Here is a 22,687-nt window from a genome sequence, read left to right as displayed (position 1 = left end):
TTATATGTTTCCCGCACATCAGCCCTTAACAGCTTTATGTATTGGTATTGGGGTTATTACAGCCACTGTAGGTCTTCAATGTCTTTACTTTGGCGAGTTTTACCCCAAGAAAATTGACCATGCAAGCCAGACCATTCTAGTGTCAGTTTTGGCAATTGCAATATCTCGTATTTTTGACCATTTCAAAAAAGCCAGAAACAGGACAGAATAACCGTCCAAAAATCATGGACGTACCCAAAAGCGATACCTGATCATAAAATCGCCCAATGAGCGAATTGGGTAAGCTGATTCAGCAGCAAAGAAACAACGTGGGAATATCGCAAGAAACTCTGGCCAAGCTCGTAGACTACGGAAGGCAGCACATTTCCAGCATTGAATCTGGGAACCTAAGCCCTTCGGATGACGTATTAGCCCGGATTGCAAGCGAGCTGGAAATCCCCTTTGAGAGGCTTCAGGCTTTGAAGATACTGGACAAAACATCACCAGAGATTCACCTCTGGCTGTTTGAAGAACTCAAAGCCAGATTTGACTCTTCGGCCTCCAGTTGAGCAAACAACTTTAAAAACATTTCCCTAACAACAGCATCATTCCTACAGATTTCTAAAAATTGGGCGTCAGAAATCGGCCCTTGGATATTCATGCAGGCTCCCTCTGGACGTATATAGTTTGTAACCACTTGAGATTTCCATGTAACTTGAAACCACCCTAACGGGCAATAGGAAAATTCTCGGTATTATGATTCATGCCCGGTCAATCTGCACCGGCGAGGGTAAACTTGGGGATCTCTTAATTTTGTAAAAGTTTCTGGGCGGGTTTATGCATGGGTTTGGGCTGGATTGCGATACGATGCCATGGCCGGGTTTGCCATTCGCTGATATTTTGGAAGCGTTGGTTTTAAGGCGTCGTCCCGCCTGATTTGTTGTGATTTTTTTGAGAGTTATTTGCCATGCAAGAGTGTATCCAATACATCCGTGTATCCAGTGAGGAGCAATCAAAGGGGGGATCTTTGGGCGCTCAGGAACGAGAGGGCCAGAAATACCGAGAACGCCAGAATTTAAAACTGGTGGTCATGTTCACCGACGTGGAAACGGCAAAGTCAGCGGGCCGAGAGCAGTTTTCCCGCATGACGGAATTTCTGAAGAAACAAAAAAAGCCGGTGGTCCTCGTGGTGGAGAAGACCGACCGGCTTTATCGCAATTATGGGGACATGGAGCTTTTAAAGGCGCTGGTTAAGGCCAAAGGGCATGAAATCCACCTGTACAAAGAAAACGTGGTCCTGAACCGGCAGACGGATTCTAAAACGTGGTTTTTCCACTATATCAACGTGGGCATGGCCACCAACTACGTCGAAAACCTCTCAGAAGAGATCATCAAGGGGCGGAATGAGAAGCTGTTGAATGGTGGATACCCCCACCGTGCCCCCTTTGGGTACAAGAACGACAAAAACACCAAGTCCATACTGGTTGATGACAATGCGGCTCCCTTCGTCCGGGAAGCCTTCCGTTTGTTTGGTACAGGTTTGTACAGCCTGGAAAGGCTTTCTAAAGCCCTGTACGAATCAGGCTTCAGCTACAAGCCACAAATTCCCCTCATGGATAAAGCGACGCTCAGCAAAATGCTGAAAAATCCTTTTTACATTGGCGAGATGAAAATTAAAGGCGAAATTTTCCCAGGCAAGCATGAACCCCTGATTGACATGACAACCTGGCTGGCGGCCCAGCAGGCATTCAGAAAAGACAACAAGCCCCTTACCTACAACCGGCAGGAATTTAAATACGCCCACATCCTCACTTGCCACGAATGCGGGGCCTCCTACGTGGGGGAGGAGAAGAAGGGCGGGCGCTATGTTTATTACCGCTGCGCCTCTCGCAAGAAAGGATGTTCACAGGGGTACATCGCTGAGGGGAAGCTGGATAAGCATTTTGATCGCTTCATTGAATCCCTGATCCTCTCCCCTGAAATCCGGGAGGCAATCCTTCAGGCGGCTCAGGACATCGAATCGGATTCCTCTGCGGACCTTGAGATTGCGAAAACTCAGGCTGAAATCAAGCGGTATAAAACCAACCTGAAACAGGCGCTGCAAGAAAAAATTGATGGCAATATTGACACCGACCTGTACCGGGAAATTTCAGCGGATTACCAGAACACCATTCGCCAGCTGGAGGCCCGATTGTCCAAAATCGTCAAAGAAGACATCGATTTTTACCGGCTGGCCAACATGCTTGTGGATCTTCCGCGAACTCTGTCGGAGTGCTGGAAGAAGGCCAAAAACAGCCAAAAAATAGAATTGCTGAATTTCGTTTCTGCGAACTTTTTTATCGAAGCTGAAAAGATGCGCTATGAGCTAAAAGAGCCCTTCTCCCTGATAGGAAAAAAGGCTCTTTGTGAAGCTTGGTGGAGCATAGGAGATTCGAACTCCTGACCTCTTCAATGCCATTGAAGCGCGCTACCAACTGCGCCAATGCCCCTTGGTTTTATTGTTATAACGTGACCCATCACCGAATACAAGAGGGGGTTTTAAAATTTTTAAACCAATCCTGCTTTTGATGAGCCGCTGATGGCTTCTGAACCGGCTGATGGCGCGCCAGCATGGATGCCCCCGTGCTTTAGAATGCTTAACATATCGCCCTGAAAGTCTTTCAACGCAATCGTCATGCCCTAACCTCCAATGGCTGATATTCCGGCTTTTGTTGGTCTGAATGTGATTGCATTGTTTTTATCATTATGCTAGGTTTATGCCTTGAATAAATCTGAAGATGAGTTTTTTGAAGGGATTGCGCTCCAGAGAGCGCTCAGGGTTTCATTTTAGGCTATATGATGCTATTGGCAAGGGAGAGTATTGTTATGCGTTCCGTGCAATTTTCGGGCGGGTATTTCTTCAATAGAAACGATAAAGAAAAGGCGCTGTTAGCGCCTTGGGCCGAATCCTCGGCTCCTGAGCTGAGGGGGCCATCTCTAATGTCGGTTGAGGCTTTTTCTGAACCGGATAACTTGGCAGGACCAGGACAAGCATCTGCCTCTGCGCCGCCTCGCTCTCACTTTGCGGTGAGCGGCAAAAATTTTAAGTACGCCTCAGGCATTCGGCTAGAAAATGAATTTATTCGTAGTTTGCGCCAAAGCAAGGATCCCCAGGAAAAAGCCGGTTTGGCGGAAATGCTAGGTCGGGCCAAAAGCGTGAATGCGCTTCCCGTGCTGATTAACCTGCTGAACGATGCGGAAGCGGTGGGTGTCAGAACCGCAGCGGCTCAAGCGCTCAGTCATATCGGCGCCAATACCAACCCCAACAGCTTTACCGCAACCGATCTCACCCGAATTTTACTGGCGGCTTACCGTCACCGTAAAGAGGACATGGCCCAGCGCCTAACGCAACCCACCAGCCTGCTTTCTTACGAAAAGCGGCTGGAGGAAGAGGCCACCCGTCAGGATTTAATGGTGGAGTTAAAGACGTTGCTCTCTGGTATCAGTCAGCTGAATGTTACTGCGGGCCGAAAATCCTTGCGGGAAGAGTACAACCAGACCATTGCCATGACCTTGATGGACGATGGCGAGGTTCAGCAAATGATTCGGGCCACGGAGCTGGCTGAGGACGCTTTCCACAAAGAACTGGAAAAGAAGTACCAACGGCCCATTGAGGACTTGCTGGATGAAATTCCTTCTCAAGAGCTGGAAGGGCTGAAAAAGAAGGTGATTTTGAAAACCCCCAAAGGGGAAAGTATCAATTTATTAGACGCCTTGACCCAAATCGCTTTCTTGCAGGAAAAACAGGCCCAGTTTGGATCAGAGTTGCTGACCGGCCTGATGGACGCTTTGGCCATCCACGATGACAAGACCAGTACGGCGGCCTTAAAGCTGGGCTTGTTGAATTCCGACCCCGATATTAAGGCCAAATCGCTGAAGCTGCTGCGTCAGCGCAATAGCCTGAACTATAACAGCGATATTTATCCCAACCTGTACGCACGGGATCCGCAAGTGCGCAAAGCGGCTTTAAAAGCCTTGCTAAACTCTCAGGAACAATCGGCCAAGCAGAAAACCATGGAGTTATTAAAGCCCGAAAGCTTTATGGCTTTGGTGGGCGGACAAACGGCCAAGGGCTTGAGCAGTTACGTTAAATTTCTGGGGCGCATTGCTCAAAATGGGGATGAGTATATTGAAGCTTTAACCCATCGGGCTTTGCACAGCGATTATGATTTGGAAACCCGCCAGGTAGCCCTACTGGTGCTGGGCATGATTAGCCAGGATCCGGCCGCCCAGTCGGTTTCTCCGCAAACGCTGTATCAAGCGCGCGCCACCATCAAAGCACTGGCGATGAAGCCACCTGCCCGCTCTCCTGAGGATTTTGAGGCCATGAGCCTGACCGCTACCCAAATGTGGGTGACCCAAAAAGATCCTCAGGCCATTATATCCGCCATTATGCTGGCAGCCAGTCAGAATCGGCGGCTAAGTGGGGCGCAGCAAGCCAATTTACTGGGGCTGGTGTTTGCTGCATTAAAAGACGATAAAAACAAGCTGGACGGTGAACGACACTCTGACACCCAGCACCAGATAATTGACCTGATGCGCTCGGGAAAAACACCCAGCATCAGTGAGGCTGAGGCCAACCAGTTGCGAAGCCAGCTGGCCCCCCGCTCTATGGATGAGCAGCTTAGCCCCAAGGACAGCAACGACTTTTTGACTCACAATCAAAATGGCAGACCCGATTTCAACGTCACCCAGTTTTTGACCCTTCAGGTGAATGGCTTAAGGCCGTTTCTGACCCATTTAGCGGAGAGCGAAAAATCTCCCATGTCTCAAATGCTGGCCATTCGAATTATGGGTTTACTGCAAGATGGCGATAGTCTGGATTACCTGAAGGAAAGAGTTCGGGACCCCTTGAAAGGCAAAATCGACTGGAACGCCGATCAGAGTTACTCTGGTAATCCGGCCAATGCCGCCGCCAACTTGCGTATGAACGCCTTGGCCGCATTGGGCGATATTGGCGATTCGGACGCCCTGGATGTGATGATGGACGCCCTGGATGACCCCATTTTAAGCAAATTCGTGGCAGAGCCATTGGGTCAAGTGGCCCCTCATGCCAACCAGAAAGTGTCTGATCGTGAATTGAAAGCCGTTCGGGCCAAGTTGGTGCGATTGATGGAAACGCCCAGCAATAGCCGGGCGATGCGGGCCATACGCATCAAGGCGGCTGATACCTTGTATCAATTTAAAGGCGGGGCTGAGGACATTAAGGATTTTGCGGCCCGCACCCCCGATCCCAATTTCAGACGACATGCCTTGTCCGCCTTATTAAGCAACAACCATGGGTTTGAGAATGACCACCCGGATCATGACTTGATTAAATCCATGATCCACCCCGGACTGGGCATTGAGCGCCTGCATGAAAAGGGTATTACCGGCAAAGGGGTGCAAATGGCTATTGTGGATGGTGGTTATGTGGATTCGAATAATGAAGAGGGTTTTCAAAACCGGGTTAAACTGCCAGCCATTGCCGATGATCCGGGGCATACCCACCCCACCATGGTGATGAGTACCGCTGCGGCTAACGGCAAACTCAAGGGAGTGGCCCCGGATGCCACCGTGTTTTCAGACAAATGGCCCGACTTTAAAGCGGCGGATACCATGGAAGTTTATAAAAAAATAATTGAAGGCAAGTTGCGTGGCGAGAATGATATTCGGGTCATTAATAATTCGTGGGGTTTCAGCAACCCGAACGCCATCTTGTTGAAAGATGTGCGGGGCATTTTGCGGAACTATAAAAATGTGGTGGATCTGGCGGAGAAAGCTGGTATTCAAATGGTATTCGCCGCAGGGAATGAAGGGGAAAGCGCTGCCTTTCCCAAAGTGGGAACGCTGAGTGCTTTTGGCATAGATGTGGACAAACTGACCGGTGAAGACGCCAGCACCATGGATTACATTCTGGATAAAGTGATATTGGCCGGGGCATTGAATACCCAGGGCGATGATGTCAACCGGGCCAGCCACCGTATTGCCGAATTCAGCAGCCGTGGCGATAGCCTGAACCAGAAGTTGAAACCCACCGTGATTGCGCCCGGCGCCGATTTAATGGTTTACAGCTGGGACAAGCACAAAGAAAACCTGAAAGCCCTGGTGAACGGAACCTCCTTTGCCAGTCCTTATGTCAGTGGGCTGCTGAGTCTGATGATTCAGAAAAATCCAAAGCTGACCCCGGCTGATTTGCGGGAAATCCTGAAAACAACTTCAGTTCCCCTGCCCAATGTGCCCGCCACTGAGCAGGGCTATGGAGAAGTGGATCCTGAAGCTGCCGTTAAACTGGCCGGGGAGTATGTGCAAACCGCTCGCAAAAGAAAGCCCCCCGCCTCCACGGGTAACGATGGAGAGGGGCCCACCGCTTCAGGGGGCGGATCTGCTCAGCGGAAAACCAAGGCGGCCCAATCTTTCTGGACTCCCAAACATGAGCTTTACGCCCGAAACAAGTCAGAGACGGCTCAGTCCCTGACCGAAAGAGCTGCTGACACCCGGTTCGATTCCCATCGCTTCAGCTTGGGGAGTTTTAACCGAAAAGGTTCTTTTAAAAGCGATTTTCAGGGACAACCCTTATTGCGGAAAACAATGGGTCGCGGTTTTTCGTTTTTTAAAGATATGCCTTCGACACCCAACAGATCACCCTTCAAGCGTAACGCGCCGGTATCATTGCCCCTCATGAACCCGCCTAACCCCCCGGCGCTGGTAATGATGCGATGACAGGGAATGATTAGCGGCAGTGGATTGCGCCCCAAAGCGCCCCCCATGGCCCGACTGGCCTTGGGATTTCCACAGGCGGTAGCGAGCCATTGGTAACTGCGGGTTTCTCCGTAAGGAACCTGACGCAAAGCTTCCAGCACCTGGTTTTGGAAAGGGCTGCCCGTCAGGCAAACCGGTATGGGGGCAAAGTGAACTACGTCTCCTTTGAAGTAGCGACTGATCATGCAGCTCAATCGCTGTTCCAGCTTGGATTCCGGGCATTGTTTTTCAGTTGGCTCCGGGGGCAGGTTCAGCCATTCCACCTGTTGCAGGTGTGTTTCCGAACTGTAAAGCCGCCACCAGCCAACGGGGGAGGAAAGCACCAGGGTGTTTGTCATGCCAGATTCCTTGAGTCAAGCCGATTAAAAAAGGTTTAGCCCTTGGTGGCTAAAGCAGGATGAGCGGTAGAATGGTTAGAATAATGGGCAAAATGGACTGAAACGTGGATTTGGCTTTTGCCTGCGGGGAAGAGGGCGCACCCCCTGCCGAGGCCACCGCAATCACTCGTTGCATCCGATCCTGAGGGGCCAGTTCGGGCGAGGTGGTATGAAACACTTTGGTTTCCACCCGATCCAGTCGGGCATTCATAGGCTCACTGGGAAACGTATGGCCGATAACCTGTTTTTCCACTTCATCCATGGCCGCCAGCATATCCGGGGAAACCTGACCGTTGGGCATCATGCCAGCGGGATTGGTGCCGGGTTGATAAGATGCCTGATAATCTCCGCTATTGTTGGGTGGATAGGAGGAAGGCTGATAATTGCCGGGTACCGGTTGCCCGTAAGCTTGTGGATTGCCGTTATAAAACGGATCCCCTGAGGCGACCTGACTGCCAGGATAGGCGCTGCCGCCCGCTTGATTGTACCCATTTCCAGACGTTCCATAAGGAGCTTGAGTGGGATAATAGCCACCCATGCCATTTTGGCCGTATTGAGGCGGAGTATATGCCTGGTTGGGTCCCGGAGACGGAATATAGGCACTGTTAGGAGTATTGTTAGGCATGGCATAGGAAGCCACGCTTTGCGGGGTGCTGCCCGTATCTCCCAGCACCACCAAACGCAGGTTATCCATGCGATTGGCCAAATCCCCCGTTTGAGGGACTTTGAACACTTCTTTTTCCAATCGGGACAAACGCAGTGTAATGTCTTCTTTTATATAGGTCTGCTTAAATAATTTTTGCTCCATTTGGCTAATGGTTGGATAATCACTTTCCTCCGGGGCAGGCAAAGCCTGCTGAGTGGTGGGTGTGGTTTGTGCGCTGGTGTTGTTAGGCGATACAGGCTTGTTATTAGCACTGGTTTTATTACTGGTGTTGCCACTGGTTTTATTGGCCTTGAGCGGCTTGGTGACCACTTTCTGTTCTGCCTTGGCAGACAAAGGCCCCAGCGTGCTGGGCGATAACGCTGTTTTAAGCTTATCGATTCTAGCAGTCAGTAAGCCCGACTGGGCTTGACCAAATACGGTTTCTTCCAGTCGACCCACCCGTTTTTCCAGGGGGTCCTGATCGTACTGTATGGCAAACAGCGTATTTTCAAGGATTTGAACACTTTGGGTCTGCTGTGTCCCGCTCATGGCAGGGGCTGCCAAGGCATTAGACAGCTCTGTGACCCCTGAAAAAGCCAGTGTGAGTGTTGCCAAACAGAGCAATACAAGTCGAATCCAAAAATTCCGTTTAAGATTCATTAGCGCTCCTGACCCTTCGTTTGTCCTATGGTTAGGACTGTTTTTTTGAACCCTTGTTCCCTCAGCGGTGGAGGGATTAAACTTCTGGGGCGTCTTTCGGCAAAAGTTTTGTAAGCGTGGCTCGAATCGATTCATACCCGGCGTCAGGATGCGGCATGGTCTGGAAAGACGCTGGGAGCATGGCAGGCATTGACTTCAATACCTCTATTGTACGACTTTTTAGATGGCTTGAACAGAAAATCAGCGGGCCTCTCAACCAAATTGGTTTGTAAAATGGCTCTATATGGTATGATAGAGGCAAAATTGAGGCGTTTTTATATTGTTATGGCTGTGGAATTAAGCCAGTCTGGGTCTACTAACCCGATTCGCAAAGCCAGATACCAAATTACGAAAAATGTTTTCGTACATTGCTATATGGAAATTCTGGATGCCAATAATCAGGAAGTTCGCCTGCTGCTAGGGGTTAAGCGTCGTTCAGATACCCAGGTATCAGTCGGCACCCGTATTTTCATCAGCACCAGTGAAGAGAGTCAGGGTGGCGGAAATTTTAGCGCTTTTTCGGTCACGGTATTAAAGATAGAGGAAATAGAGGGCAAGTTTGTACATATATGCACCCCCATTTCTAAAGCTTCTACCGATGAACGCCGTTCTCAGACACGCTTGCCGGTTAATTTTCCGGTTTTGCTGGTGGATTCCCAAACCTTGTTTTTGGCAACCAATGGAACGCCATACGGCTTGGGGCTAACTTACACCGCTCAGCGCGCCATTTTGAAGTTAACGGTCAATGAGACCTATGACTTTAAATTAAACTGCAAAGGGGAAGACTGCCATTTAAAAGGCGTTATCAAGCATATTCAATACGATTGGCGCACTTTTCAGCATCAAATAGGTATTCATTTCCCAAACTTGCAAAAAGACGAGCGAATGATCCTGAACATTGTGGTAGACCCTGACTATACGGTACCCATTTCCAATACGCAGACCATTGATGGCGGCGCTGGCAAGATTTCCCGCAACGATTGAACCGAATTTTGAAGCAGAGGGGATACTGGGGGCTTTAGGGGGTAATCTCGCTTACCAATTGGTTGCTTTTAAATCGTTAAAACCCTTTTAAGCATGCTCACCTTGGTTCACAGCCAGGTTCCACGGTGACGATGGCACCTCGTTCAGGCCTTGCCTAGGTTCGATTGCTGGTTTGGGTTGATGCCTTTGTGTTTGCAGAAGGTAACAAACCGTAAATCTTGTGAACAAAAGATTATAGTTTACCAGGTTAAGGCCGATAGGACCCATGTGTTGAGGTTGTAACCAAAGGGGTACTATCCATATGCGTAATGGCCGTTTCTTCGGCGTCAATTTAAGTGAATATGCGCTTCTACTGGGATTAATGACCTTGATGGGGATAGCAGGGCTTTCTGTATTAGGACGATCGACCGAAGGCTTGCTGGGTCAGTTGGTTGTTGGCAATGCCTCTTCTACCGTCCAAAATCTGGCTCGCTTTGAAGTCAATGCGGATAAGCCGGTGATTGGGGGTAGAAGTCCGGCGGCAGAAGGACACAACCCCAAAAATACCACAGAACAGACGCTTGGATTGACTGAAAGCTTTGGGGGAGGCAGTAATGTTTCCAGCGCAGAGGGCCATACGGTGCAAGTGGGGTCGCCTGCCATAAATCAGGCGTTGGAAGCAGCCCGGTTAATGGATCGGCTGGCCACACAAACAAGCAATACTGAATTGAAGGCCATGTACGAGCAAGCTGCTTTACAAGCTTACTTTTTGGCAGGCTCGCAAGCCACCTTTGAAACCAATGGCCCCAAGCACAAAGAGAATACAGCCTTATCAGAAATGGCCAGTTTGATGGGCCTACCGGGGATGAATAGCGGTCAATCCCAGCTGAAGCAGAGAAACGCGTTGCAAAGCATCTCAAACTGGAGTGACGCCTTAGCCAGCCATCAGGAGCAATTGTTGAGCCATCCTGGGGTCCCCTTATCCGATAGAAACCAAATTGAAACGCTGTTGTCTGAAGCGTTAAACGTTTCAGAAACCCAATACGGGAACGCCATGCAACATAATGATACCAGTGGAGACATTGCCGCTTTGGTGCCGCCTGATGCCGATAGCTTGGCCATGAAACGCTTTCGTTCCATTGTTTCAGCAGCCTCCAAATCAGGAGCGATGGACAATACACCAGTCATTCAATCCAGCGCTACAGCCGCTTTGGCTTTGGACTTTTAGCGCCTAAAAACGTTTTTTTTGCCACAGGCAAACCAAATACAGGTAAACATACATTCAAAATCCCTGGAATGAAATCATTCCGGGGATTTTTTGTTTTGTTAAGAGATATTAAACTTCCTCGGATATCGATCAATATTACTCCGTATCTTTTTTTTATATACATATAACATTGAAGACTGGGTTTGAAAACAATTATAAAAGGAGTCCATTATGGGTTTCGCCGCTAGTCAAGCAAGATTTATGATGCTTACCGCCCGCAGAAGCGATTTGGAGCTTCAGGGACAATTTATTAACCAGGCTAGATTACAGTTGGCCAACGTGAGTGGTGCCTTGTTTACCATCAGTTCCAACCTGGAGCCGGAATCAGTAGAGGCCCAACAATTGCAGGCCCGGACCGCCGCCATTCAATCCATTGATAAATCTTTGGAGCTTCAACTCAGACGGGTAGATACCCAGCGTGATGCTGTCCAAACCGAAATCGAAGCGGTTCGGAAAGTAATTAGTAAAAACATTGAATCCACCTTTAAAACCTTCGCTTAATGATTTTTTCAAGGTAACATACGGTCACCTATAAGCAGTGTAATTACTTTAAGCGGATTCATGTCACAGGCTGGAAATCAAACTGGACACAGAGGCGAGCAGATTGCTCAGTTATTTCTTCGTCAAAAAGGGTTTCGTATTGAGGCCTTGAACTGGCGGTGGGGTAAAAATGGAGAAATTGATCTTGTTGTTTTTCACCCTGAGGTGAAACTGTTGGCGTTTGTCGAGGTAAAAACCCGCAAAAGCCTGGCTCAAGGGAGTCCACAAGAGGCGGTTGATCAGAAAAAAATCCATCAGATTCTATCACTGGCTGAAGCGTATTTAAGTACCCACCCCGTCAGCGCTGATGTGAGCATTCGCTTTGATGTGATTGCCATTTATTTCCCAGGAGGCGCTCAACCGGCTAATATTACTCATATTGAAAGCGCATTTACGTCAAATGACGCTTGAGCGGGCGGGTTGCCTTTAATGTTTTTCTGAAAGGCATGTGCTTTTCAATCAAACAAGGTATTATGACAATATAAAATACCTGTATGGGTATTTTTCGTGCGTGAAGATTTTGAGTGGTAGAGAATATGCCAAAAGTCACTTTTTTGCCCAGTGGTCAATCCATTGATATTGATTCGGAAACCACCCTGCGTGAGGCGGCTCATCTATTAGGCGTCAGTGTTCATGACCGATGTGGAGGTATGGGCGCTTGCTGCAATTGCGTGGTGACGGTAAAGGAAGGTAGCGCCAATGTTTGTCCAAAAACAGTGGTGGAAGAAGCGGTTTTTTACTTGTCTCAGGATGATCGCCTGTCCTGCCAATGCCGTATTACCGGCGATGTGGTGGTAAAAACCATTTAAAGAATGGTAAACCGCCACTGCGGAGCGCTTTTTAAGCGTGATAAAGCGCTTGGTGCTTTGCCAAAGCCCCATTCCTGACTCTGATTTTTTAAAAACAGCACGGGCCACAAAATCCAGTTGAGGATTTTATGGCCTGTTTTGTTGTGATGAGGCTGGTTAAGGGGTTGCTGTCAAATCAAACTTGAGCGTTTCGCATCCTGCCAGTGAATAAACTTGATTTTGAAAACCAATTTGCACCGGAGCTTTCGTTTTAACGCAGGATTTTATGGAAAGATACTGGTGCGTTAATTCCACCTGAAGTAACTGTTGCCTGTAGTCTAGGTTCAGGCGCATTCTTTGCAGTGGTTCGGGCAGGCAGGGGTTAAACCACAGCACGTCATTTCTGGCCACCATGCCGGTATAACAACGCTGAATAATATCCACCGTGCCAGCCATGGCGGCCATGTGGATACCTTCAGAGGTGGTGCCACCCTGAATATCGGCCACATCACTCAGCAAGGATTCCCGGAACAATTGCCAGGAATGCGCACGGTTGGAGCGGGACAGTACCCAGGCGTGAGCGACCCTGCATAAGGTGGAGCCGTGTGAAGTTCGTTGTAAATAGTAATCAATATTTCGGGGAATGGCCTCTTCAGAAAACTCATAGCCCAGCCGTTCAAAAAGCTCTTGCAATTCCTCGGCCGAAAACAGGAAAAACAGCATTAATAAATCCGCTTGCTTAGAGGCTTTATACTGGTTCATCCGCTTGCCTTCTGACTCCATGATTAAATCAAGGCGATAGAGGCTCCCATATTTCTCACGATAGCCATCCCAGTCAAACTCCTCAAGCTGATCATAGCCTTCAAATTGGCTAATAATACCGTTTTCCTGGATTTCAATCTTCATTTTCCGGCTGATATCTTCCCAGGTTACAATCTCTTCCTGGGTCAACCCTATTTTTTCAACAATCTGCTCTTTGTACAGGGTTGGCAGTATTTTCAAAATATCCAGCGCGCGACAAAAAACCCAAACCGCAAAAATGTTGGTGTAAGCGTTGTTATTCAAGCCCGGCTTGTCTGCCCCCGGATAGCCATCATGGTACTCATCAGGGCCCATCACGCCTTTAATCTCATAACGCCCTTGAGCGGGATCATACGTAGAGGCGCTGGCCCAAAAGCGGGCAATCTCCAGCACCATTTCTGCGCCATAACCCACCAGAAACTCAATATCGCCACTGGCCTGATAATATTGCCAAACATTGTGAACCACGGATGAATTGATGTGACGCTGTAAATGACTATTATCGTCCATCCATCGGCCTGAGCGTGGGTTATAAAACTGGGTGGGGGTTTCCTCACGACCGTCACTGCTGCTTTGCCACGGGAACATGGCTCCCCGATAACCGGCTTGAACCGCTTGGCTTCTAGCCTGCTCCAGACGGCGATACCGATACTTTAGCAAAGAGCGGGTCAATGCTGGCATTCTAAAATTCAGGAACGGAAATATAAAAATATCATCCCAGAAAATATGCCCCCGGTACCCCTCGCCATGCCACCCTCGGGCAGGAATGCCAATATCCAGCTGAATCGAGTGTTCAGACACCGTTTGCAAAAGGTGAAAAATATGCAAATGCAGAATCAGCTCAGTTGCAACCTCTTGCTCTCTATCGTCATTCGCCTCGATTTCAATATCGAATAATCGCCATAAATGTTTCCAGGCCAGAATCTGGCTTTTAGCCAAAGATTCAAAAGATTCAGCCTTAAGAAGCTCAAGCCTGCAAGCTTCTCCGCAGTCGCTCATGGCCTGATCCCGAGACGTGAACTGACTGACTACTTTTTCAAGCACCATGGTCTGATTTTGGACGGCTTCGACTTGAAATATTTTCTCAACGTAATTTAATTCTTCAATAGAATTGCAGCGATAATCAGGAGTGTTCTCCGCGTTTAACTGGTAAAACCGCAGGCGGGCAGCTTGAGCCAGTTCAATATGAGACTGGTTGGTTTTCATTCTTAAAAACATAAAACCATGGTCATCCACACAGGCTTCCAGTGGGTGCCAGTGCTGCTTGTTCAAATATTCGTAGTGCTTTACGTTGTTATTTTGAACTCGGCCATCCAGCGCGGCTTTAATTTCCAACAATCCTGACCAGTTTTCAGGCGTAATCCGAAACTCCAGGGCCGCCAAGTGGAAATAACGCATATGGACCAGCCGTCTTTCCTCAATACGGCTTATTTCTCCATTGGGTTGCTCAAAACGAATAATGCTGTAAAGAATTCCTTTTTTGAGATCCAGACGCTTTTTGTAGTCCAGAACCTTGACATCTTTCAGCGCAAACCAGTCCGATTGATTGCATCGAAAAGTAAGCGTTAGCCAGTTGGGCGCGTTTACCAAGTCGTCATTTTCCAGAACTTCACCGGCAACATCGGTTTTTAACCGGTTATAAAGCCCTGCAAAATAATTACCCGGATAATGGATGCCATCATCCGTGGCTTCGGCCGCAGCCCCTCGGGTTATTAAATAACCATTGCCCAATGCCCGTAATGACTCTCTTTGTCTTTCCCGAACCGGATCAAAATCGGTGTAAATCAACTGCCAGGGACTTTGATCAACCCCGCTAAAATCTGTCAAATCAGAGGCCGTCTCAAAAACGTCACCCACTTTAAACGGTTCATTTTGCTTTAAAAGCGTAAGCTCACCCAGATCAGTAATCACCCAGTCTGCGCCATTGGCTTTTAATGAATCGGCGTTGTAACCTCGATCAACCCCAATCACCAGTTTGAATTGCCCTGCTTTTCCAGCTTGAACCCCGGAAACGGCATCTTCCACAATGGCGGCCTGATGGGGCAATACATTTAATTGCCGTGCGGCTTCTAAAAACACATCGGGCATGGGTTTGCCCTTAAGCCCTAGCCGTTCAGCGTCTACACCGTCTACTTTTGCATCAAACAGAGTGGTAAGCCCTGTTTTTTCTAAAATCATCACGCAATTTTTACTGGCGGAAATTAAAGCCACCTTAACACCGGCTGCTTTCAATTCATGAATGAAAGAAATAGTGGTGTCATACAATTCCAGTCCTCGTTCCGTTAGCAACTGGTGAAACAGCTGATTTTTCCGATTGCCAAATCCAGAAACCGTTTCCATTTCCAAGGCATCAGAGGCGCTTCCAAACGGAAGACTCAACCCCCGGCTTTCTAAAAAACTCTGAATGCCGTCAACACGGGCTTTGCCGTCCACATATTCCAGATAATCCTGCTGGGGATCAAAGGGGGCGTAATGGCACGAATCCAGCCCGCTTTTTTTCTCCAGATACTCATTAAACAAAGTACCCCAGGCCTCGGCATGAAGATTGGCTGTTTGGGTCAGAACGCCGTCCATATCAAAAATAACAGCATCAAAATCTTTAGGGGATATTGTGAATGTCATTGTTTGTTCTGCGTTTAAATTTTCCAAGGGTGTCATTTCAAAATCCTCTATTTTCAATCAATCTGCCAAGGCAATGGTTTGCTTACGCTGCCGAAACTGCGAGCTGTCTACGCTTGAACCATTTGAACAGTTCCATCGCTATCAGCAACGAAGAAGAAACCGCCAGTAGTGTGCCCCACTCTATCAAACTGACCGGAGCGGTATCCAGAATGTCCTGAAGAATAGGCAGGTGCAGGGCCAAAATATGTATTCCTTGCGCTGATAAAGTTCCGACTACCAGAATCCAGTTATTACTGAGTGGCACTTTGAAAACAGACTTTGTTTCAGAACGAACGTTAAAAGCATGAATATTCTGCATCAGGACCATCAGTAATAATAGCAGGTTTCGAGCTTCTTTTTCGCTGTAATTGCTATAGTGTAGTAGCCAAATCCAGGCTGCAAAGGTTATTACTCCAATAACGACTCCAGCGGTCAGGTTTTGTTCAATCATAATGCGATCAAAAATTCCCTGCTTAGGGTTTCTGGGTGGTCTTTTCAATACTTGCGGATCCCCGGCCTCAAATGCCAGGGCTACATCTTGAATGCCGTTGGTCACCACATTCAGCCACAGCAAATGCACCGCATGGAAGGGAATGTGCAAACCGGCCAACAAGGATGCCCCCAGTAAAAAAATCAGGGAAAATCCCGTTGAAGTGAGAAGGAAAATCACTTTTCGAACATTGTCATACGCAAAACGCCCTTCTTCCACACCGGCTTTAATGGAGGCAAAATTATCATCGGTAATCACAATGGAGGCGGCGTCTTTGGCGATATCACTCCCAGATCCCATGGCCACCCCAATATTAGCCGCTTGCAGGGCGGGGGTGTCATTGGCGCCATCTCCGGTTACCGCTACAAAATGCCCATAATCCTGAAGCGCTTTGACGATTTGAAGTTTTTGTAATGGCGTGACTCTTGCGAAAACAGACCACTGCTCAATTTTTACGGCTAATTCTTGAGAATTTTCTTGCTCATAACGCTGGATTTCGGCGCCGGTAATCACTTCATTTTGAGTGTGAGCAATACCCAGCTGCCGAGCAATGGCCAGGGCGGTGGCGGGATGATCGCCTGTTACCATCACCACTTTTACACCCGCTTGCCGACACTCTTCAATGGCCTTTGGCACTTCGGGCCTTAAAGGGTCAATCATGCCCACCAGCGCCAACAAGGTAAGCGGGGGTAAATCCGCTTCAGACGGCTCCTCCCCCACGGGGGCCTCTGCCAATTCACCGCTGGCAATAGCCAAAACACGATAACCGGCTTCTGCCAACTGATTGGTCATTTCTTCCCCTTTTTGTGAATCCAGAGGCACAATACCATCCAGCGTTTGCATTTGAGTGCAAGTTTTTATAATTTTTTCAGCGGCACCTTTAATGGCAACCCGAACGGAAGTGCCATCCTGATAAAACTGGGCCGCAAATTGCCTTTCAGATTCATAGGGAATTTTGCCGAGTAACTGGTAAGCCTCCTGCTCCTGAGGAGTCAGCAACCGGGACTTGTGGCCAAACCCTAATAAGGCAACATCAATAGGGTCGCCATTGTGAGTCCATTGGTCTTCAGCACCACCTTGGTATAACTGCCCGTCATTACACAAAACGCTGGCAACAATAGCCGGTTTCAAAGCCTCCATTTGATGAGGCTGCAAGCTTTGAGCGGGTTCATTTTCATGAGTAGCAGACAGCGGGTTTTTGTGAAGTTCATCGATGCCGCAGTCGCGATAAAACACGTTGCCTTTGCCGTTGTAGCCTTCTCCGGTGGCCTCAAACACAGAGCCATCCATTAAGGCCATTAATCGAACGGTTTGGTTATTCAGGGTAAGCGTCCCCGTTTTATCGCTGGCGATACAGGTGCAGCTTCCCAAGCCTTCCACAGCCATTAAGCGTCGCACAATCACATTGCGTTTTGCCATACGACGAGAGCCAATGGACAATGTGACCGTCAACGCAATGGGTAGCCCTTCTGGAATGGCGGCAACCGCCAAAGCGATGGCCATATAAAATACTTCCTGAGCGGGATAGTTTTTTAAAATACCAATCACAGCCAACAACAAGGAAACCCCAACAATAATAAAGGCAATTCGTTTTGAAAAGTCCTCAATCCGCTTCATCAAGGGGGTTGTAGCACGTTGCGTCTGACTAACCGTTTGGGCGATTTTTCCCATTTCGGTAGCCATGCCTGTGCCGGTAATAATGGCGGTTGCCCGCCCTGACAGTACATTGGCTCCGGCAAATACCATGTTGGTCATTTCCTGAATAGGTGTTAGATCTTGCAAAAGGCTATCAAATTTTTTCTCTACCGCTTGCGATTCACCAGTCAACATCGATTCATCCAGCGCTAAGTTAATAGACTGAATTAAACGAGCGTCCGCAGGCACTTTAGCCCCTGATTCCAAAAGAATGACATCCCCAACCACCAGGTCCTCAGCACTCAGTACTTGCTCCTGTCCGTCTCGAATGACATGAGCCTGAATTTTCAGAAGTTTTTGCAATGCTTTGGCGGTTTTCTCAGCCTTAAACTCTTGAAAACTGCCCAGGCTGGCATTAAAACTGATAATCAAAACGATAAATAAAGCGTCCTTATATTCACCCAAAACAATGGACGCAGCGGCGGCAACCAAAAGAATATAAATCAGTGGATTTAAAAACTGGGAAATAATAATAGACAATAACGAAGCAGACTTGCCTTCAGGCAAGATGTTTTTACCATCCCTTTGCAAACGGGTGGTTGCCTCTGTACTGGTCAGGCCTTTGGCGTCACTTTCCAGCTCAATAATTGTATTGCTGGCGGTTAGTGAATGCCAATTACGAACCGCTTTTTGTCCGGATTGATTTAAAAGTTGATTAACGCCCATCAGACTGCCTTTCAATTGGTGCTGGATTCTATTTCAGCTTGTGCCAGCGGCTCAACGAATAGCGCGCTCCCGGCAAAATAAGCCTGCCTCAAAAGTGAGTTTCATTAAAAAAGGGGGCTATCCTTTTGCCGATGGTGACTCTGGAATTGAAGACTGGACTTTAAATAAGTTAAGCCCATCTTACCTACAATAAAAAAATGGTTTATGTAACTACCCATTATTGCTTATTGTAAGCAATACATCGGCTTTTTCCAAGTCGGAACCCTTTGTAAATGTAAGTCCGTACTTTTCCACTCAGGCTGAAACACTTTCAGCACTTGAGGAAAAGGGCTTTCACTTTTCACCCGGATCTATTCTCAGCCATGGCGTGGCAAGTGTGGCAGGTATTGAGGTTTAAAATAACAGTTGATGATTGGGGAGATAAAAGCACATTCAAAGTAAACAAACACAATAAAGCGAACCACTTCATCTATTCAGGCACTTTTCAGAGACTTTGAAACTCAGCCATTCAAATTTTGTTCTTTACATTAAAAGACAAAAATAGGGAATAGTGCTATACTAAATAAAACGTCACAGTACATTCAGAAAAGTCGTGAAATTTGAATCGCAATTACCCTAGCAATCCCGCACTACAGCCTATTAAAGGGATTTTTGTATTCCATCCGGCTGATGAGCTTACTGATAAGGCTCAAACGCTTTTAAAAACCCTGAGCTGCCAAATTCTGGCGAGTCATGATAATCGTTTTACGGTTAAAACAGGCCGTGGAAATTTGCAGGCCATTAAACAGCGCTGGATGGATAATAATCCCAACAATGCTTTGAGCCAGCAGTTAAACAGTTCTCTTTCACAAATTATTATTGGCGGCACTGCCCGATAGGCTTAGTTTAAAACGTTTATCTTGCCCTATATAAAATAAAAGCGACCCCTTCAAAGGTCGCTTTTATTTTAGGCTTATCACAGCAAATTTTTTTAGAAGTTTTTTATTTACTGCCAACAGTCCCAACATCTCTCACCTCGCAGTTCAACTCGTGAAACCGGATGGACGATGCTATAGTTGATGCATCTGTTTCTTTCGGATGATCTGATATGGATGCGATGACCCTGATTTACGATGGAGATTGCCCCCTGTGCATCGCAGGGGTTCAAAAACTCGCAGACTGGGGTTTTTTACAGGATATCCACACTCAGGCATGGCAAGCGTTCTCTAACCCGGAACCCATACTGGCTGAACGGATCAAGACAGAATTTTTATTGCTGGGGCCTTCTAACCAGGTTTGGGGCGGTTTTGAGGTTTTAAGCCATCTCGCCATGCGGCGCTTTCCGTGGGTGAAGCCATTTTTTGATGTTCCCGGCGTCAATAGACTGGGAAAATTCTTCTACAAATTAGTGGCGATGAATCGTCGAATTATTGCGCCTTCCGGTAATATTCCGTGCGACTGCGATCCGCCGTTTCATTTGGGATGGCGGGCTGGGTTTTGGGCCATCTTGCTGGTCATTATTTTGATAGGATCAGCCATTTTTGGCGCATCTTTGGGCCTTTTGCAATCGGGTAAGTCGTATCTGGAAACGGGCTTGCAATGGATGACGGTGGCTGGCAGTGGCTGGGTCTTGAATTTTCTGGTTTTTGCAATGGTTCTACCCAAACGTTATGGGGTTTTTATTCAGCAATGCCTGGTAGTCATGGCAATGGCTACCTTAGGATTGCTACCCTTTGCGCTGATCAATCTGCTGGGTGTGTGGTTCCATGTTACCACTCCAATCCTGTTAAAAATAACCCTGTTTGGTCTCCTTCTGAATAGCCTCATCCTATTCCGGGTTTTATCGGGCGACTTACGCCGCCTAAAATTTCCAGATTGGGCGGCTTGGCTTTGGTTTTTGCTGCTTCAAGCCATGGGACTTTCGCTTTCAGTGAGCTTGAAACTTTTTCATTGAAAAAGAAGGCCAAGCACCTGAAATGGGGTATCAACAGTAGTAAAGGGAGTTCGCCGATAATTTTTCAGCGTCCGCTGGTATAGATTCGATCAAGACCTTTGCAAGACTTTGAGCCTGTTGCCTGATATCGGGGACAGCGGTTGATTCCCATAGCAGCCCTTTCATGGGCGGACCCAAGGTAAACAGAGCGGTGGTTAACCCTTTGCTATTCAACAGTGAACCATCTGGACGACAGGTCAATCCAAGGTTCAGGCTGTCAGGCACAATATGCCCATCCTTAAACAGCTGTTGGGTCAATAAATCTTTTCTTTGCAGGAAATTGGTACCTGACCCTGAGCAATTTAAAACGTGAGCGACACGCAGGCTTTGATATTCACGTTGTTTTCGGGGTTGAATCACAATTTCAACATCATCACTGGATTCGTTATAGTCCTGAATACGACCTGCCAATAGGGTTAACTGGCCGGTTTTCAGGAGTTGCTGAATTTCGGCATGCACTTGTGGCGCCATCCGATGACGGTGATATTCCCAGTAAGGCCGGAGATGCCGCAAGAAAGTTTTTTTGTCTTTCTCCGCCAATTGACGCCAAATGTTCTGGGTGTCTGGCCTCAAGCCATCCACCAAAGCTCGCCAATCAAGCCCTTTTTCAGACAATGTAGCCCTGAATTTTTTCACCATTTGTCTGAGGGAAGTTAGATCCGTTTCATCAAAAAGCTTTGAAAATGGTTGTACTGAGAGATCATGAACCTGTGGAATCATGCCTTTTCGAGAGAGTGCCACTATTTTCCCTCGATGCCCCTGGTCTTGCAGCTGCAAGACTTTGTCTACCATGGTTAATCCGGTGCCCAGTATAAACAGGTCCGCCTCTGGTGGAATATCCGCAATGGCGTCGGCGTTCCAGGGGTTCGCAATAAAGCGTGGATGCTCGTAAAAAGAACTTGCCGGGCTGTTGGGTACTGCGTCCGCACAATTACCCAGCGCTAAAACAATTTGATGGGCTGGCAGCGAAACGCCACTTTGCAGCCTTACTTTTGGGCTAATCTCCAGATCTTCAATTGAAACGACTTCTGCTTGCAGCTTTTGGAAGTGAATATTTTCTGGTTTTGATTGCTCCGCTTCCGCCAGGCAATCCGCCATGTACTCACCAAAAGAAGTTCGGGAAACAAAGCTGGAGGGCTGTAAGTCAAAATTCTTTTGCCTCAGCCAATTGAGAAAATGCTCGGGTTCTTGTGGCAAACCACTCATTTTTCCGGCTGGCACATTTAATAAATGGTGAGGAGACTGCGTACCGTAGGCCAAGCCCTTGCCAAAATCATGAAACTTTTCAATTAGAATAATATCCAACGCCACGGAAGGTTTATAGCGCATTAACTGAATGGCCAGCATGGTTCCACTAAAACCACCGCCGATAATGATAATTTTATTCATACTTTGGGGACCAGAATCCTTTGTCACCACAAATAAACCAGGGATTTTGAAGATTTTCCTTATTGTAAACCAACTCCTGCCCTGTTTCATAGTGAATTACTGATTTTCCACTTTCCCGAGCAATAACGTGGGCGGCTGCGGTATCCCACTCCATGGTGGGGGCCAGTCGGGGGTAAAGATCGACTGTTCCTTCTGCCACTAAGCAAAACTTTAGGGAGCTTCCTGCCGGTTGCAAATGAACATGTTGATAACTTTGCTTCTGCCTGGTAATAAAGGCTTCCATGGCGTCCGAATGGTGAGAGCGGCTTCCAATCACGGTTAAACGGTCCTGATTGGAGCGATTTATAAGGGGCAGCTTGGTGGTGCCAGATTGATCCATTTTATAGCTACCCTCGCCCTCCACGGCAAAATACAGGATATCCTGAGCGGGAAGGTAAACGACCCCGGCAATGGCTCGACCGGAAGAGATCAGCGCAATATTGACCGTAAACTCCCCATTGCGCTTGATGAATTCCTTGGTGCCATCCAAAGGATCTACCAGCCAGAAGCATTCCCAGTTTTTACGAATCTCGTATGGAACCTGTTTAGACTCTTCTGACAAAATAGGCAAGCTGGGGAAAAGCGCACTCAGGCCAGCTTCAATAATGTCGTGCGAGCGTTGATCCGCAGTGGTTAAAGGACTGTTGTCTGACTTGTATTCCAGCTCAAAGCCACCCTCATAAACAGCCATAATGGCTTGGCCTGCTTGTCTTGCTATTGCAATCACCGCTTGTAGTGAGGTTGTATCAAGCTGTAGGGTCTGAGTCATTTTAATTTCGCCCACTATTTTTTGTTTAACAGTGTAAAATTCTACTTTTTTGGAAAACCAGATATTATCTACAGAATGATAATACAAAAGTTGTGGCCGTATTAGAACCCCTGCCCTTTAAGTATAATGACAGGATGCAAAACAAAAGTAGAATAACAAGGGATGG

At 47.7% G+C, this 22,687-nt stretch carries 17 protein-coding genes, 1 tRNA gene and 1 pseudogene; 11 read left to right on the top strand and 8 right to left on the bottom strand.

Annotated elements, in window-relative coordinates; translation table 11 throughout:
- From ACEW81_RS04620 to ACEW81_RS04610, 3 genes are all read left to right on the top strand, one after another.
- A partial coding sequence (locus ACEW81_RS04620) for a hypothetical protein (protein WP_373531795.1) occupies nucleotides 1–211 on the top strand: 211 nt, incomplete at its 5' end.
- Nucleotides 212–266: 55 nt separating this feature from the next.
- Nucleotides 267–548 carry a helix-turn-helix transcriptional regulator gene (locus ACEW81_RS04615; RefSeq protein ID WP_373531794.1) on the top strand — a complete coding sequence of 94 codons (282 nt, stop codon included), beginning with the start codon at nucleotides 267–269 and terminating at the stop codon, nucleotides 546–548.
- A 398-nt stretch (nucleotides 549–946) separates the two neighbouring features.
- Complete coding sequence (locus tag ACEW81_RS04610) at nucleotides 947–2,422, top strand: recombinase family protein (RefSeq protein WP_373531793.1); 1,476 nt, start codon at nucleotides 947–949, stop codon at nucleotides 2,420–2,422.
- Here the strand turns inward: ACEW81_RS04610 and ACEW81_RS04605 are convergent.
- Together ACEW81_RS04605 and ACEW81_RS04600 are read right to left on the bottom strand one after the other, a co-directional pair.
- A tRNA-Ala gene (locus ACEW81_RS04605) sits at nucleotides 2,393–2,468 on the bottom strand. The genes ACEW81_RS04610 and ACEW81_RS04605 overlap by 30 nt on opposite strands.
- 58 nt (nucleotides 2,469–2,526) lie before the next feature.
- Nucleotides 2,527–2,655 (bottom strand): hypothetical protein, encoded by a 129-nt coding sequence (locus ACEW81_RS04600; protein ID WP_373531792.1) that lies wholly within the window; start codon nucleotides 2,653–2,655, stop codon nucleotides 2,527–2,529.
- A gap of 159 nt (nucleotides 2,656–2,814) precedes the next feature.
- Between ACEW81_RS04600 and ACEW81_RS04595 the strand changes: the two are divergent.
- Nucleotides 2,815–6,249 (top strand): annotated as a pseudogene (locus ACEW81_RS04595) (S8 family serine peptidase); the annotation flags it as partial.
- 311 nt (nucleotides 6,250–6,560) lie between these two features.
- Here the strand turns inward: ACEW81_RS04595 and ACEW81_RS04590 are convergent.
- Nucleotides 6,561–7,097, bottom strand: coding sequence for a methylated-DNA--[protein]-cysteine S-methyltransferase (locus ACEW81_RS04590; protein WP_373531791.1), 537 nt, complete (start codon nucleotides 7,095–7,097; stop codon nucleotides 6,561–6,563).
- A gap of 49 nt (nucleotides 7,098–7,146) precedes the next feature.
- Nucleotides 7,147–8,442, bottom strand: coding sequence for a hypothetical protein (locus ACEW81_RS04585; protein WP_373531790.1), 1,296 nt, complete (start codon nucleotides 8,440–8,442; stop codon nucleotides 7,147–7,149).
- 324 nt (nucleotides 8,443–8,766) lie between these two features.
- Here ACEW81_RS04585 and ACEW81_RS04580 point away from each other — a divergent pair, with 324 nt between their 5' ends.
- From ACEW81_RS04580 to ACEW81_RS04560, 5 genes are all read left to right on the top strand, one after another.
- Nucleotides 8,767–9,465 carry a hypothetical protein gene (locus ACEW81_RS04580; RefSeq protein ID WP_373531789.1) on the top strand — a complete coding sequence of 233 codons (699 nt, stop codon included), beginning with the start codon at nucleotides 8,767–8,769 and terminating at the stop codon, nucleotides 9,463–9,465.
- 301 nt (nucleotides 9,466–9,766) lie between these two features.
- On the top strand, nucleotides 9,767–10,672 hold the full coding sequence (locus tag ACEW81_RS04575) for a hypothetical protein (protein WP_373531788.1): 906 nt from the start codon (nucleotides 9,767–9,769) through the stop codon (nucleotides 10,670–10,672).
- Nucleotides 10,673–10,882: 210 nt separating this feature from the next.
- On the top strand, nucleotides 10,883–11,212 hold the full coding sequence (locus ACEW81_RS04570; RefSeq protein WP_373531787.1) for a hypothetical protein: 330 nt from the start codon (nucleotides 10,883–10,885) through the stop codon (nucleotides 11,210–11,212).
- 60 nt (nucleotides 11,213–11,272) lie between these two features.
- Nucleotides 11,273–11,662 (top strand): YraN family protein, encoded by a 390-nt coding sequence (locus tag ACEW81_RS04565; protein ID WP_373531786.1) that lies wholly within the window; start codon nucleotides 11,273–11,275, stop codon nucleotides 11,660–11,662.
- A 125-nt stretch (nucleotides 11,663–11,787) separates the two neighbouring features.
- Complete coding sequence (locus ACEW81_RS04560; RefSeq protein ID WP_373531785.1) at nucleotides 11,788–12,060, top strand: 2Fe-2S iron-sulfur cluster-binding protein; 273 nt, start codon at nucleotides 11,788–11,790, stop codon at nucleotides 12,058–12,060.
- 156 nt (nucleotides 12,061–12,216) lie between these two features.
- Here the strand turns inward: ACEW81_RS04560 and ACEW81_RS04555 are convergent, their stop codons facing one another.
- Together ACEW81_RS04555 and ACEW81_RS04550 are read right to left on the bottom strand one after the other, a co-directional pair.
- Complete coding sequence (locus ACEW81_RS04555) at nucleotides 12,217–15,462, bottom strand: beta-phosphoglucomutase family hydrolase (RefSeq protein ID WP_373531784.1); 3,246 nt, start codon at nucleotides 15,460–15,462, stop codon at nucleotides 12,217–12,219.
- Nucleotides 15,463–15,544: 82 nt separating this feature from the next.
- The gene (locus ACEW81_RS04550) at nucleotides 15,545–18,352 is read right to left on the bottom strand and encodes a cation-translocating P-type ATPase (protein ID WP_373531783.1); all 2,808 of its coding nucleotides are present in this window, start codon (nucleotides 18,350–18,352) and stop codon (nucleotides 15,545–15,547) included.
- A gap of 599 nt (nucleotides 18,353–18,951) precedes the next feature.
- Between ACEW81_RS04550 and ACEW81_RS04545 the strand changes: the two genes are divergently transcribed.
- Nucleotides 18,952–19,230 (top strand): hypothetical protein, encoded by a 279-nt coding sequence (locus tag ACEW81_RS04545; RefSeq protein ID WP_373531782.1) that lies wholly within the window; start codon nucleotides 18,952–18,954, stop codon nucleotides 19,228–19,230.
- 209 nt (nucleotides 19,231–19,439) lie between these two features.
- Nucleotides 19,440–20,285 (top strand): DCC1-like thiol-disulfide oxidoreductase family protein, encoded by an 846-nt coding sequence (locus tag ACEW81_RS04540; RefSeq protein WP_373531781.1) that lies wholly within the window; start codon nucleotides 19,440–19,442, stop codon nucleotides 20,283–20,285.
- Between the two features lie 30 nt (nucleotides 20,286–20,315).
- Here the strand turns inward: ACEW81_RS04540 and ACEW81_RS04535 are convergent, their stop codons facing one another.
- Both ACEW81_RS04535 and cysQ read right to left on the bottom strand, forming a co-directional pair.
- Nucleotides 20,316–21,713, bottom strand: a complete 1,398-nt coding sequence (locus ACEW81_RS04535; RefSeq protein WP_373531780.1) for an FAD/NAD(P)-binding protein — start codon at nucleotides 21,711–21,713, stop codon at nucleotides 20,316–20,318.
- Nucleotides 21,706–22,521 carry a 3'(2'),5'-bisphosphate nucleotidase CysQ gene (cysQ, locus tag ACEW81_RS04530; protein ID WP_373531779.1) on the bottom strand — a complete coding sequence of 272 codons (816 nt, stop codon included), beginning with the start codon at nucleotides 22,519–22,521 and terminating at the stop codon, nucleotides 21,706–21,708. Before cysQ ends, ACEW81_RS04535 begins: the two co-directional genes overlap by 8 nt.
- Nucleotides 22,522–22,687 lie beyond the last annotated feature (166 nt).

The sequence above is a fragment of the Vampirovibrio sp. genome (genome assembly GCF_041737375.1).
GTDB lineage: Bacteria > Cyanobacteriota > Vampirovibrionia > Vampirovibrionales > Vampirovibrionaceae > Vampirovibrio.
Note: the sequence above shows the minus strand (reverse complement) of the source record. Positions and strands in the feature narration are given on the sequence as shown.

Excerpts from the sequence above, each read along its gene's own strand:
- ACEW81_RS04615 (WP_373531794.1), top strand. The coding sequence starts at position 267 with ATGAGCGAATTGGGTAAGCTGATTCAGCAGCAAAGAAACAACGTGGGA.
- ACEW81_RS04610 (WP_373531793.1), top strand. The coding sequence starts at position 947 with ATGCAAGAGTGTATCCAATACATCCGTGTATCCAGTGAGGAGCAATCA.
- ACEW81_RS04600 (WP_373531792.1), bottom strand. The coding sequence starts at position 2,655 with ATGACGATTGCGTTGAAAGACTTTCAGGGCGATATGTTAAGCATTCTA.
- ACEW81_RS04590 (WP_373531791.1), bottom strand. The coding sequence starts at position 7,097 with ATGACAAACACCCTGGTGCTTTCCTCCCCCGTTGGCTGGTGGCGGCTT.
- ACEW81_RS04585 (WP_373531790.1), bottom strand. The coding sequence starts at position 8,442 with ATGAATCTTAAACGGAATTTTTGGATTCGACTTGTATTGCTCTGTTTG.
- ACEW81_RS04580 (WP_373531789.1), top strand. The coding sequence starts at position 8,767 with ATGGCTGTGGAATTAAGCCAGTCTGGGTCTACTAACCCGATTCGCAAA.
- ACEW81_RS04575 (WP_373531788.1), top strand. The coding sequence starts at position 9,767 with ATGCGTAATGGCCGTTTCTTCGGCGTCAATTTAAGTGAATATGCGCTT.
- ACEW81_RS04570 (WP_373531787.1), top strand. The coding sequence starts at position 10,883 with ATGGGTTTCGCCGCTAGTCAAGCAAGATTTATGATGCTTACCGCCCGC.
- ACEW81_RS04565 (WP_373531786.1), top strand. The coding sequence starts at position 11,273 with ATGTCACAGGCTGGAAATCAAACTGGACACAGAGGCGAGCAGATTGCT.
- ACEW81_RS04560 (WP_373531785.1), top strand. The coding sequence starts at position 11,788 with ATGCCAAAAGTCACTTTTTTGCCCAGTGGTCAATCCATTGATATTGAT.
- ACEW81_RS04555 (WP_373531784.1), bottom strand. The coding sequence starts at position 15,462 with ATGACATTCACAATATCCCCTAAAGATTTTGATGCTGTTATTTTTGAT.
- ACEW81_RS04550 (WP_373531783.1), bottom strand. The coding sequence starts at position 18,352 with ATGGGCGTTAATCAACTTTTAAATCAATCCGGACAAAAAGCGGTTCGT.
- ACEW81_RS04540 (WP_373531781.1), top strand. The coding sequence starts at position 19,440 with ATGGATGCGATGACCCTGATTTACGATGGAGATTGCCCCCTGTGCATC.
- ACEW81_RS04535 (WP_373531780.1), bottom strand. The coding sequence starts at position 21,713 with ATGAATAAAATTATCATTATCGGCGGTGGTTTTAGTGGAACCATGCTG.
- cysQ (WP_373531779.1), bottom strand. The coding sequence starts at position 22,521 with ATGACTCAGACCCTACAGCTTGATACAACCTCACTACAAGCGGTGATT.